Origin of the sequence: Streptomyces sp. NPDC012510 (assembly GCF_042955065.1) — a bacterium.
Lineage (GTDB): Bacteria > Actinomycetota > Actinomycetes > Streptomycetales > Streptomycetaceae > Streptomyces.
On sequence record NZ_JBIBEN010000001.1, the window covers coordinates 595,106 to 606,959 of the forward strand.

The 11,854-nt window shown below is 74.1% G+C and carries 9 protein-coding genes; 5 read left to right on the forward strand and 4 right to left on the reverse strand.

Annotated features, from left to right (window positions below):
- Positions 1-321 precede the first annotated feature (321 nt).
- From ACFY9I_RS02610 to ACFY9I_RS02620, 3 genes are read right to left on the reverse strand one after another with little or no spacing between them, the layout of a single operon-like run.
- Complete coding sequence (locus ACFY9I_RS02610) at positions 322-1,437, reverse strand: glycosyltransferase (protein ID WP_390995505.1); 1,116 nt, start codon at positions 1,435-1,437, stop codon at positions 322-324.
- Entirely contained in the window at positions 1,434-3,068 is a 1,635-nt protein-coding gene (locus ACFY9I_RS02615) for a carbamoyltransferase C-terminal domain-containing protein (RefSeq protein WP_390995507.1), read from the reverse strand. Before ACFY9I_RS02615 ends, ACFY9I_RS02610 begins: the two co-directional genes overlap by 4 nt.
- Positions 3,069-3,111: 43 nt before the next feature.
- Positions 3,112-4,104, reverse strand: a complete 993-nt coding sequence (locus ACFY9I_RS02620; protein ID WP_390995510.1) for an NAD-dependent epimerase/dehydratase family protein — start codon at positions 4,102-4,104, stop codon at positions 3,112-3,114.
- Between the two features lie 664 nt (positions 4,105-4,768).
- Here ACFY9I_RS02620 and ACFY9I_RS02625 point away from each other — a divergent pair.
- The 4 genes from ACFY9I_RS02625 (at position 4,769) to ACFY9I_RS02640 (ending at position 8,236) form a co-directional block, all read left to right on the forward strand.
- Complete coding sequence (locus tag ACFY9I_RS02625) at positions 4,769-6,112, forward strand: MFS transporter (RefSeq protein WP_390995759.1); 1,344 nt, start codon at positions 4,769-4,771, stop codon at positions 6,110-6,112.
- Positions 6,113-6,300: 188 nt separating this feature from the next.
- Positions 6,301-7,008, forward strand: coding sequence for an HAD-IIIA family hydrolase (locus ACFY9I_RS02630; RefSeq protein WP_390995513.1), 708 nt, complete (start codon positions 6,301-6,303; stop codon positions 7,006-7,008).
- 80 nt (positions 7,009-7,088) lie between these two features.
- Entirely contained in the window at positions 7,089-7,229 is a 141-nt protein-coding gene (locus ACFY9I_RS02635; RefSeq protein WP_390995516.1) for a hypothetical protein, read from the forward strand.
- On the forward strand, positions 7,226-8,236 hold the full coding sequence (locus tag ACFY9I_RS02640; protein ID WP_390995519.1) for a glycosyltransferase family 9 protein: 1,011 nt from the start codon (positions 7,226-7,228) through the stop codon (positions 8,234-8,236). Before ACFY9I_RS02635 ends, ACFY9I_RS02640 begins: the two co-directional genes overlap by 4 nt.
- 124 nt (positions 8,237-8,360) lie before the next feature.
- On the opposite strand, the gene ACFY9I_RS02645 is transcribed toward ACFY9I_RS02640, so the two are convergent.
- Entirely contained in the window at positions 8,361-9,890 is a 1,530-nt protein-coding gene (locus tag ACFY9I_RS02645; protein ID WP_390995762.1) for an IucA/IucC family protein, read from the reverse strand.
- A gap of 376 nt (positions 9,891-10,266) precedes the next feature.
- On the opposite strand from ACFY9I_RS02645, the gene ACFY9I_RS02650 reads away from it, so the two are divergent.
- Positions 10,267-11,769 carry an IucA/IucC family protein gene (locus tag ACFY9I_RS02650; RefSeq protein WP_390995522.1) on the forward strand — a complete coding sequence of 501 codons (1,503 nt, stop codon included), beginning with the start codon at positions 10,267-10,269 and terminating at the stop codon, positions 11,767-11,769.
- The last annotated feature ends 85 nt before the right edge of the window (positions 11,770-11,854 follow it).

Below are 11,854 nucleotides of genomic sequence, written 5' to 3' on the forward strand. Positions count from 1 at the left end.
CTCCGCGCGAGGCGCCGTCGCACCACCGCGCGGAGAGCACGAACGCCGTCGGCGATGACGCCGGGGGCCACACCGCCCCCGGGGCAGGGGGCGCTCTCCACGAGGGTGCCATCCCGGCCAGAACGGAAACCGGCGATAACGCCAGGCACCACACGGCCCCCGGGGCACGGGGCGCTCTCCACGAGGGTGCCGTCCCGGTCGGTGGGGGCGGCGTCGACCGGGGTCGGGGCGCGGTGGGGAGTGCCCTGGCCCGCAGGGCCCTGGGGCGTGTGGCGTGGGGAGTGTCGGTTCACGGTGCGCTCCCTGACGGTTCGGTGCGGTTCACGGTGCGCTCCCCGACGGTTCGCTGCGTGGGGCGGCGGTTCGCCGTGGCCCGTCGGTGATGCGGTGCGCCGCCGGGGGACGTCCGGCGGGGCGCCGCCCGTGGTGGCGTACCAGGCCGGCCAGCCAGTGCCGGACCGCGAGCGGTGGGATGACCACGCTCGTGGCCGCCATGGTGACGATCTCGTCCGGGGTGCGCGGGCCGGGACGGATGCGGGCCAGGGCGAACTCGGCCGTGCCCAGTGCCCAGAGGGCCCCGGCGACGGCGGCGGCACGTCGGCAGAACGCGGCACGTCGGCAGAACGGTGCGTGGCGGTTTCCCGGCCGGCCGGCGGTCGGCGCGCAGACGCAGACGACCAGCGCGGCGGCGGTCACCACCGCGTGCCGGGGTAGCCGCCCTCGGGGCGCCTCGGCGCGGGCCCACCAGTCACGGCCGTGCAGCCGGGTCATCAGTACGTCGTCGGCGTTGCCGCGCTGCGCCCGTATCGACACCCAGCGGTCGACGGACCGCACGGGGTGACGGGTGACGCGCCGGCCGCGCCGTAGCGTCCAGCCTGCCTCCAGCACGCGCAGCGCCAGGTCGGCGTCTTCCCGGAACGCGCGGGTGAACCGCTCGTCGAAGCCGCCGACGGCGCTCAGCGCGGCCGTCCGGTAGGCCATGTCCGCCGTCGCCCAGGCCGCCCGCTCCAGCCCGGCCGTGCCCCGCTCCCAGTCGGTGGGCCGGCGGTCCTCGGGCAGCGGGACCGACAGTCTCCCCTGGACGCCGCCCGTGTCCGGGCCGGCCGCGCCGAGGTCGGCCGCGAGACGGCGGGACCAGTCGGGCTGCACCTGGACGTCATCGTCGAGGAAGACCGTCCAGGGCGTACCGACCGTGCGCCAGCCGGCGTTGCGGGCGGCCGCCGGGCCGCGGCCTCCCGTGCGCAGGGTGCGCAGCCGTCCGCTCAGCACGCCGGCCGCGTCCAGCGGCAGGGGGCCGGTGGCATCGGGACGGTCGTCGACCACCACGACCTCCTCGGGCGGATGACCGAGGGCGGCGGCGAGCGTGTTCAGGCACTCGGCGAGGCAGGGACGGCCGATCGTCGGGACGACGACGGAGTAGGTGGGAGCGCCCGTCATGCGCACACCTTCTTCCTGCGGATCGCGAACGGTCCGAGGGCGAGCAGGTCCACGGGCGCGGAGCCGAAGCACTCGAGGGCGTCCCGCGGATCGTCGACCATGGGCCGCCCGGCGGTGTTGAGGCTCGTGTTGACGACCACGGGCAGCCCGGTCCGGCGCTCGAATCCGTCGATCATGCGGGCGACCAGCGGTTCGTCCCGACGGTCCACGGTCTGGACGCGGGCCGTGCCGTCCACGTGGACGACGGCCGGTATGCGGTCCCGCCACTCGTCGGCGACGTCGTGCACGAACAGCATGTAGGGGCTGGGCAGCGGCCCGTCGAAGAGTTGCGCGGCCCGTTCGGCCAGGACCATGGGGGCGACGGGACGGAACTCCTCGCGTCCCTTCACGGCGTTGAGGCGCTCCAGGTTCCGCGCGCGGCCGGGGTGGGCGAGCAGCGAGCGATGGCCGAGGGCCCGGGGCCCGTACTCGCTGCGTCCCTGGAACCAGGCCACGATGCCGTCCTCGGCGAGTGCGGCGGCGACGGTCTCGGCGATGTCGCCGGGTTCCTCGTAGGGCACCGCCGCGCGTTCCAGCCAGGCGCGGAGTTCCGCGTCGCTCCAGCCCCGGCCGAGCGCGACGGTCGGGATGGCCTCTACGGCCTCCTTCTGGTGGGCGACGTGGAGGGCCGCGCCGAGTGCGGTGCCCGCGTCTCCGGCGGCGGGCTGCACCCACACCCGGCGGAAGGGCGTCTCCCGGTGGAGGCGGGTGTTGGCCACGCAGTTGAGCGCCACGCCGCCCGCGAGGGTCAGCACGTCCTCGCCGGTACGGTCGTGCAGCCACCGCGCCAGTCCGAGCAGCACCTCTTCCAGACAGGCCTGGGCGCTGGCGGCGATGTCGGCGTGGTCCCGTGTCCAGGGGTCCCCTGCGGGGCGCGGGGGGACCAGTGCCCCCCATGGCACGGGGCGGGCGCGGAAGCCGCCGTGGCCGTCCGGGTGGACGTACGCGCGCAACTGGTCGAAGAAGCGGGGTTCACCGTAGGACGCCAGTGCCATCACCTTGAACTCGTCGCTGCTGCGCAGGAATCCGAGGTGCTGGGTGAGGTCCTCGTAGAACAGGCCCATGGAGTCGGGCAGCGCCTGTGAGGCCAGGACGGTGAGTTCGCGGTTCGCGTAGCGGCCGGCGAGGTGGGAGGCGCACTCCCCGCGGCCGTCCAGCACCAGCACCGCGCTGTCCGGAGACGGGGCCGCCTGTCCGGCCGAGGCGGCGTGCGCGACGTGGTGGGCGACGAAGCGGACCTTGTCCGGGTCGAGTCCGGGCAGCGCCTCGGCGAGGAACTCGGGGGCGCGGCGGGCGTATTCCTGGCGCAGGTGGTCCCAGGGGTCGTTCAGGCCCAACCGCTCTGCGGGGAGGGCGAGTTCGGGGTCGTACGAGTAGGCGACCGCGTCCAGGTCGGACGGCGTCAGGCCGGCCTCGTCCAGGCACCACCTGGCGGAGAGTTCGGGCAGTTCCCAGGCGGAGAAGGGGAGGGGCCGCTTGCCGTGCTTGCGCCGGCTGAAGCGCTCCTCCTCCGCCGCCGCCACGATCCTTCCGTCCATGACCAGGGCGGCGGCGGGGTCGTGGAAGAGGGCGTTGATTCCCAGAACACGCATGCGAGGCCTCCGTGCGGCGTACGGGAGTGAGGGCTACGGGGGTTCACTCCTCCGGCGTGGGCTCGGCCACCGAAGGTGTCGCGGTGAAGTAGGCGATGGTCTGCTTGATGCCTTCCTCCCAAGGCACGCGGGGCGCCCAGCCGAGCAGTTCACGGGCCAGGCCGGTGTCGGGGCGGCGTCGCTGCGGATCGTCGATGGGGCGGTCGACGTGCACGATCGCCGAGGACGATCCGGTCAGTTCGACCACGCGGTGGGCGATCTCGTCGACCGTGATCTCGTCGGTGCCGCCGATGTTGACGGGACGCACCGAGTGACTCGCCGCGACGAGCAGGACACCGTCGACCGTGTCGTCGACGTAGCACAGGGACCGCGTCTGCCGGCCGTCCCCGGCCACGGTCAACGGTTCACCGGTAAGTGCCTGGCGGACGAACGTGGGGACGGCACGGCCGTCGTACGCCCGCATACGCGGCCCGTAGGTGTTGAACAGGCGGACGATGCCCGCGTCCGCGTCCCTCGTCCGCACATGGGCGGTGACCAGCGCCTCGGAGAACCGCTTGGATTCGTCGTACACGCTGCGCGGCCCCACCGGGTTGACGTTGCCCCAGTAGTCCTCGCGCTGTGGATGGCTCAGCGGATCGCCGTACACCTCGGACGTCGAGGCGAGCAGGAAGCGCGCTCCGTCCCGCTCCGCCAGCGCCAGCATGGTGCGGGTGCCCAGGCTGCCTACGTCGAGCGTCTCCAGTGGGAGCCGGAGGTAGTCGGCGGGCGAGGCGGGGCACGCGAAGTGCAGGATCAGGTCGTAGGGCCCCGGCAGCCGCCGCGCGGCGTCGGGTGCGCAGACGTCGCACTCGACGAACCGGAACCCCCGGCGCCCTTCGAGGTGGGCGATGTTGCCGTGTGAACCGGAGGAGAGGTTGTCGGCGCAGTCGACTTCGACCTTCGCATCCAGCAGCCGCTCGCACAGATGACTGCCGAGGAAGCCGGCACCGCCCGTCACCAGGGCGTGTCGCCATGCGCATGTCGACAGATCGATCATGGGACTCCCTTCGTCCGCGCACGAAGCACCGGAGCACGCGGGGCGCACGGGTTCCTGCCGGCGCCGTTACAGGAGGGGGTGGCGAAGGTGAGGGACCGGTTCCCGGATCGCGCCAGGCGGCGGGCATCGCCGCGGCGGGTCGCCCGTACTTCGGCGACGAGGCTGTCGGGGGTCCCTGCCAGCCGTGCCTTGCCAGTGGTGCTGGTCGGTCGTGCTGGTCGGTCGTGCCTTGCCAGTGGTGCTGGTCGGTCGTGCTGGTCGGTCGCGCCTTGCCAGTGGTGCTGGTCGGTCGTGCTGGTCGGTCGCGCCTTGCCAGTGGCGTCAGTTGCCTTCAGATGTTGATCCCGAGTTCCTCGTCCACTATGCCCCGGTTCGTAGTCGTTCGCGACTCTCGGGTGAACCCGCCGCCCGCGGCGGTGCGGCGGTCTGCGGTGTGAGCAACCACACGCGATCCGGCAAGGACGGGAGGGCCCGGGGAAGTTGGCCGTCGAGACGGTGGCATGCCGAGGGCATGTGCCGTCGCCTTCCCGGTCTCTCTGCCACGATGGTCCGCGCCGTGACCGACTCGGTGGAACCGCCGCGCAACGCAGCCGACGATCCGTTCCCCGGGCCCTTCCGACTCAACCTGGTTGTCGGGTACCGCACTGTGTCTTCCCTTCCCTCCCTGCCCTCCCCCGCGCAGAAAGCCGCGTCGGTGCCGTCCACGCGTGCGTCCCGCTCGCCGTGGCGGTCCCTGAGGTACCGCGGCATGCGCTGGTGGTCCGTCGCCAACTTCCTGTCGAACGCCGGCACGTGGATGCAGCTCACCGTGCAGAACCTGCTGGTCCTCGAGATCACCGGCTCCGCCGCCGCCACGGGTCTGTCGATGTCCGTCCAGGCCGCCCCCGCCCTGTTCATGAGTCTGCTGGGCGGCACGCTCGTGGACCGTTGGCCCCTGAAACTGACGGCCGCCGTCAGCCAGGCGCTGCTCGGCGCGGTCGCCTTCACCACGGCCGCACTGGTGGCGCTGGACCGGCTCGACATGACCTCCCTCATGGTGCTGGCCGCCGTGACGGGCATGATCGCCACCGTCGACGGGCCGGCCTGCGCCCTCCTGGGCAACGACCTCGTGCCGGTGGAGGACGTCCCGTCCGCCATCGGGGTCGGCGCGCTGGTGCACAACGCGGGCCGGCTCGTGGGCACCGGTCTGGCCGGTGTGACGGTCGGCTTCCTCGGCACGGCCGCCGCCTACGCCGCCAACGGTCTCTCGTTCGTCTTCGTCGCCTCGGTCGTGCCGTTCCTGCGCCCGGCACCCGGCGCGGTACGCCATGCCGCTCAGGTCCGTGCCGCCCCACGGCGCGAGGGCGACGAGTCGGCACCGGACATGACCGTGCGCCAAGGCCTGCTGTTCTTCGCGCGCCGCCCCCGCCTGGTCGCGCTCGCCGCCGTCACCGGGATCAGCTCGGTCTTCGGCCGCAACTACGGCCTCACCCTGGCCGTACTCGTCACCGGGCCGCTCGCGGGCGGCGCGGGCTCCTTCGGCACGGTCTCCACCGTCCTCGCCGTCGGCGGCATCCTGGGCGCGGTCCTCGGCGCCCGGCTGCGTCGGCCCTCCGTCCGGCTGGTGGGCACGCTGGCGGCCGCGGGCGCCTTGCTGCAAGTGGCGGCGGGCCTGTCCCCCTCGCTGGCGGTGCTGCTGGTCCTGGTCCTGCCGATGGCCGTGGTGGAGTCCGTCTCCGACACGGCCGGGACCGCCGTGCTGCAGACCGATCCGCCCGCTCATCTGCGCGGACGCGTACTCGGTGTGTGGAGCGGCATCGGCACGCTCTGGGGCCTCGGCGGGCCGCCGGCGCTCGGTCTCCTCATGGAGGTCGTCGGGGTACGGGGCGCCCTGCTGGCAGGCGGACTGATCATTGCCGGTGCGATCGGGGCGGGCTTCGTCCTGCGGACCCGCCGGACGCCGACGCCGTTGACCCTGCCGACGAAGGAGGGCGACGTGGGCAGGGTGGCGCTGGGCACGGCCGCGTGACGCGGGGGCGGCCCGGTAACGGAAGTCCGGTAACGGAGGGCGCCGGGACCGCCCTCGATCCTCACAAAGTGCCACAAAACGATACGATGGGTGTTCGAGCTGTCTTCGCTGCCCTCGGAGGGTGAGACGGCTGAGGGTGGCAGCCAGGAGACCGTGGTCCCGTCCGCCGACAGCATGGAGCGGCCCTCATGCGTATCCCCGGTACACGCCTCGACGCCGTGCTGTTCGACCGCGACGGCACCCTCGTCCACGACGTCCCCTACAACGGCGACCCGGGGCTGGTCCGCCCGGTCGAGGGCGCCCGCGAAGCGCTCGGCCTGTTGCGCGCGAGGGGCATCCGCACCGGGGTCGTCACCAACCAGTCGGGGGTGGCCCGCGGCCTGATCACCGAAGCGGAGGTGCGCCGCGTCAACGAGCGCGTCGACCAGCTCCTGGGCGCCTTCGACGTGTGGGCCGTCTGCCCGCACGGCCCCGACGACGCCTGCCACTGCCGCAAGCCCGCCCCCGGCCTCGTGCTGTGGGCGGCCGGACGGCTGCGCACCCGCCCGGCCGACCTCGTCGTCATCGGGGACATCGGCGCCGACGTCGAGGCCGCCCACCGCGCCGGCGCCCACGGCATCCTCGTACCGAACGCCGCCACACGCCCGCAGGAACGGGCCGCCGCCGCCCATGTCGCCGCGGACCTCCTCAGCGCGGTGCGGGCGCTGCTGCGGGAGCGGCCGGACGTCGCCCGTACCGGCCACCGGGGCGGCGCGGACGGCGACCGCCCGGCCACAGCCGTGCGACGGGGAGCGGCACCCGAGCCGCCGGGCCACCAGGAACAGTCCCGGACAGCGGCCCGCCGGCCACAGTGGCCCGGTGGAACCGACCCCGGCATGGGGCGGAGGGCGCGGTGAGGGGGTGTCGCACCGATTCCGGCGGTGGTGGCGATGTGCGTCTGGTCGGGCCCGGGATCCATGCGGGAGGCGCCGACGCCGTGGCTCCGCTCATGGCTCTGCTGCGGGGTGCGCGGGGCGCGGCCGCCGCGCTCGTGCCGGCAGGTGCCGACGACCTCGACGTGCGTGGTCCGATGGCGTCGGCGGCTCGGCCGACGGCGGGTGCGGGAGGCACCACGTGAGGGGGTCGGACGGGCCGCCCCGGCTGCTGGTGCTGCGGGCGCTGGGGCTCGGGGACCTGCTGGCCGGCGTACCCGCGCTGCGCGCGCTGCGCCGTGCCCACCCGCACCACGAGCTGGTGCTGGCGGCTCCCGCCGAACTGGCCCCGGCCGCCTCGGCGACGGAAGTCGTGGACCGGCTGCTGCCCGCCTCGGCCCCGGGCCGTGCCGTACCGCGCACCCTGGGCTGGGACGGTCCGCCACCGGACATCGCCGTGGACCTGCACGGCAACGGCCCGCCCAGTCACCTGCTGCTGCACGCCTTGCGCCCCCGGCGGCTGCTCGCCTTCGCCCACCCGGGGACACCGGAGATCGAGGGCCCCGAGTGGCGCGCCGAGGAACACGAACGGGACCGCTGGTGCCGGCTGCTGATCCACTACGGCATCCCCGCGGACCCTGCCGACCTGCTGCTGCCCCGTCCGTCCGTACCGTCCCCGGCTCCCGGCGCCGTAGTACTGCACCCGGGAGCCGCGGCCCCTGCGCGCCGCTGGCCGGTGGACCGCTTCGGGGCCGTGGCGACAGCCCTGCGGGCACACGGCCACCGGGTGGTGGTCACCGGAGGAGCGGGGGAGGACGACCTGGTGGCCTCCCTCGCCGAGCGTGCGGAGCTACCGGAGAGCGACCTGTACACGGGCGGCCTGCCTTTCGGGCCGCTGTCCGCCCTCGTCGCCGAGGCCCGTGCCGTGATCAGCGGCGACACCGGCATCGCACACCTGGCTGTCGCCCACGCCACTCCCTCGGTCACCCTCTTCGGTCCGGTCCCGCCGAGCCGCTGGGGTCCCCCGCGAAGCCCGCGCCACCGCGCCCTGTGGCACCCGGCACCGGACGGCGACCCCCATGGCCGACAGCCGGACCCGGCGCTGCTGCGGATCACCGCGCAGGAGGTCCTGGCGGCGGCTGAAGCACTGCCGCCGCCCCGCCCTCGACGCGACGGCGCACGGCGACGGCGGGGCCGGAACGGCGGCCGGTGACAGCGGGGCCGGAACGGAGGACGGTGACGGCGGGGCCGGAACGGAGGACGGTGACGGCGCGGAGGAGGGGGAGCCGGGCGGCCACGACTGCGGCCCGATCACCTGTCGCCACCGCCGGTCCGCGTCAACCGGCGGTCAGGGGGTTCGGCAGCGGCAGGTACCGCGCGTCCGCGCCGTCCGCGCCCGTCCAGCGGAGCAGCAGGTTCGTCTTGCCGGGGAGGGTGAGTGAGCCGAGCAGGGCGGCGGCCTCGGGCACGTCGTCGTGGCGCGCCAGCTCGCGGCGTACGGCCGCCCATAGGTCCACGCCCGGGTGGTGTTCGGCGACGGCCGCCGCGATCTCCAGGAGGTTGTTGACGAGCAGGCAGTAGACCAGCCGTTCCCACCCCGCCTCGCGGCTCACGTCCGGCAGGAGTTTCACGCCCTCGGCGTCCCGGTAGACGGCCTGGACGGGCAGGCCGGAGGCGTCACAGGCGATGAGGGTGTTCTGCAGATGGGCCTCCAGGACGACACCGTGATCGTGGAAGGCGCCGAGCGCCGGCGGCACCACCGCACGCAGGTACCCCTCCCACCAGGCCTCGGGGTCGGTCGTGCGGGCCAGCGGGTTGTCCGGGAACGCGGCGGTGTCCTCGGTCAGCGCGGCAGAGAGCAAGGGAGTCGTACCGGGGGCCAGGTGGCCGCCCAGGCCGTCCCGCACCACGACCGCCAGCTCCTCGAAGGCGAAGTCGGCGGTGCGGTAGCCGCGATCGCTCAGCCAGGCGCCCGGCAGCCCGGCGAAGGCCTCCGTGACCGCCCGGTCGGTGCGGCGCAGACCGAGCAGGTCGTGCCGCCACAGTCGACGGACGTCATTGGTGATGCGCACGTCCAGGCTGAACTTGAGGAAGAGGTCACGAGCGAGCGCACTGCCGGACAGGACCTCCGGCACGTGCACCGTGCGGATCGCCGCCGTCGGCCACGCCTCCCCGGCCGTCCGGCCCAGCCGCAGGAGCCGTCCGTCGGCGAAGGCAGCCGACAACTCACCACCCAGGAGGTCGAGTTGCCACGGGTGGGCGGGGAGGAGCCGGTAGCCGGGCGGTGCCGCGGCCAGGGTGTCCAGGGCGGTGGTGTCGCCCTCCTCGACCACCGTGTCCTCACGGACGCCGAGGAGTGCCAGCGGGAACCGGGCGTACGCCTCGGGCGCGTACGGCAGCCAGCCCGCGGCCGGGCCGCCGCCGCGCGCCTTGGGAGCGGGGTGGTGGGGGTGCCCGGTGATCAGGGACTGCTCCGAGCGTCGGTACGGGTCCCGGGGCACCGGCGCGTCGGCCCGCGCGGCGAGAAAGGCGGCCACGGCCTCCCGGCTGTCGAGCATCTCGGCGGGCAGTTCGGAGTTGGACAGTCCGGTGAAGGCGCGGAGTTCCTCGGCGGCGAGTTTGACGAGTTCGGTATGGGTGAGCGGGTGCCAGGTACCCGCCGTGCGCACTTCGGGGTCCGTGGGGCGGCGGGTACCGCGTACGCGCAGGAGACGACCGCTGGCCCTGAGCCGGTGCACTCCGGACGTACCCGGCCCGACCGGCTCCGCCACCTCGCGCAGAAGGCAGTTGAGCAGCGGTGCGACGGAGTGGGCGTCGGCGGCGAGGCCGACGCTGTCACGGGGTGGGGTGGCGTCCACGGGGTCCATTCGTTCCATACGGTGCACTCGTGATCAGTATGTCTGCCCGTCACGCCGCGCAGCGAAGCGGTCGTGTGCCGTTCCGGCAGGAATCCGCCGTGCGCCGCCGGCGGGAAGGCAGGCGTGCGCCGCGACGTTGCCCTGTGGCGTCCGTCGCTCCACCGTCATGCGTCGCGGCGGAAGGGGGCGGGCAGTGGTCGTACGCCGGCGCCGACGCGGTCTCCGTACCCCCGACGCCGGTGCCGACGCGGTCTCCGTACCCCCGACGCCGGTGCCGACGCGGTCTCCGGACCCGACCCCCGGCCGCTCCGTCCCGCACGACCGACCCGTTGACCCCAACCGTCCCGCACCATCCGGCGCAGTCCCGTACCCGAGGAGCCCGTCCGTGGACCGTCACCCGATGTCCGACGCCGAGGCGGCGCTCGGCGCCGAGCTGGGCGCCCTGCGCCCCGATCTGACGCTGCCGTACACGACCGCGTTGCCCGGGGCCCGGACGGCCGTGCTGTCCCGGCTGTGGCGGGGCCTCGTCCATGAGCCGCTGCCCTGGGTGGCGCGCCGGAAGACCTCTTCGGGCGCCGAGGTCACGCTGCACCTCGCCGACGGCCGCCGACTGCACGGTCCGGCCGTGGACCCGTACGGCACCGCCGCGCATGTCGAGGAGGTGTGGTTCGACGAGCGGTCCTACGACCGTCCGGCGCGGCTGATGAGCGCCCTGGCCGTTCCGCACAGCGCGGCCTTCGCGGCCGAACTGGACCACAGTGTCGCGTCGTTGGCGCTGTCCCGCGCCGGGCGGCCCCCATTCGCGGGGTCACCGGTCAGCAGCTGGGAATGGGAGCAGCTGATCGTCGACGGGCATCCCTTCCACCCCAACTGCCGTTCGCGGCCGGGCTTCTCTGCGGCCGATCAACTCGCCTACGGTCCCGAGCACCGGCGGGTCGTACAACTGGGGCTGGCACCGGTGCGGGAGGCGCTGGTCGTCGGCGAGTGGCCGGAGAGGTGGCGGGACGGTGAGCGGGTGCTGGTTCCGGTGCATCCGTGGCAGGCGGCCCATGTGCTCAAGTGCCCCTTGGGGGACGTGATCGAGGCTCATCCGCTGATGTCCCTGCGCACCCTGGCCCTCGCGGACGGCGGGCCGCATGTCAAGACCGCGCTGAGCGCCCGGCTGACCTCCTCCGTGCGGGACATCTCGGTCTACTCGATCGAGACGTCGGCGATCGTCTCGGACTTCATGGCGGAGGCCGCCGCCCGCACGGACGGGCTGCTGCACGTGACCCGCACGCTCGGCGCGGTCACGGCCGGTTCGCCCGATCTGGCGGCGGTGCTGCGGGAGTCGCCGGAGACGTACGCGGACACGGCGGCCGGGGAGCGGGTCGTCCCGGTGGCGGCTCTGGCGTCGACGGAGCTGCCCCGGTCGGCGTCCTGGCTGGCGGACTTCACCCGACTCGCGCTCACGGTCTGTCTCCGGCTGCTCGACCTGGGTGTGGCCCTGGAGGCGCACGGTCAGAACCTGCTGGTGGTCCTGTCCCCGTCGGGTGCCCCCCGCCGCCTCGTCTACCGCGACCTCGCGGACATCCGGGTCAGCCCGGCGCGCCTGGCCCGCCACGGCGTTCCGGCCCCGGCGATGAGCGGGCGCATCATCACGGACGACGAGACGACGCTGCGCCGCAAGCTGTTCGGCGCCCTGATCACGGGCACGCTCGGCGCGACGGCCGGTTCGACGCCCGTTCTGCGCGAGGCGCTCTCCACGGCCGTACGGGATCTGCCGCGCACCCCCGATCTGGGCACCTTGCTGGAGGGGCCGGTACCGACGAAGGCGTTGACGCTGATGCGTCTTTCCCCGGAGCTGCCGGGTGACATCTGGGCAGAGGTGGCGAGTCCGCTGCGGTGAGCGGCCGACGTACGCGCGCAGCGACCCAGGTACGCGGGGGGGGTGGTCCCGTTGTCCGCGTGGTGAACCGGCGGTCTCGTTTTGA